Here is a 466-nt window from a genome sequence, read left to right as displayed (position 1 = left end):
TTATTATCAGTGTAAATTGAATAGACAAAAATCAGTAGGGCTTTATGCCGATAAAATCGTGACGCTATTTAATCAGAGCTATCAGTCTTATGGTACAAGACGAATTCGTTTTGATTTACAAAAAGAAAATATTTGGGTGTCACGCCGTTACATTGCTCGGGTGATGAAAGCCTTATTGCTGGTATCAAAATACACCGTTAAACGTTATCAATCTCACAATACGGAAGTGAATGAAACCGCCCCAGAAAATCACCTGCAACGACAATTTGATGTAGGTGATAAAAAACAAATTGTTGTTGCGGATTTAACCTATATTCAAGTTAAGCAACGTTGGAACTATTTATGTGTTTTAGTGAACTTATCCGATAGGCAGATTGTCGGTTACCATGTTGGTCAACATAAAACAGCAGAGCTTGTTATGTCGGCATTAAGCCAAATTAAACTGCCATTATCGAAATTAGATTTA

Annotated in this window: 1 protein-coding gene; it reads left to right on the top strand. The window is 35.8% G+C overall.

Annotation, left to right across the window (positions count from 1 at the left end; translation table 11 throughout):
• Positions 1-16: 16 nt before the first annotated feature.
• Positions 17-466: IS3 family transposase (locus A9G35_RS03675; protein ID WP_141673761.1), on the top strand; the 450-nt coding region annotated here is incomplete at its 3' end.

The sequence above is a fragment of the Gilliamella sp. Choc5-1 genome (genome assembly GCF_001690595.1).
Classification (GTDB): domain Bacteria; phylum Pseudomonadota; class Gammaproteobacteria; order Enterobacterales; family Orbaceae; genus Gilliamella; species Gilliamella apicola_M.
The sequence above is the reverse complement of the archived record's forward strand: the minus strand, read 5'-3'. Positions and strand labels throughout refer to the sequence as shown.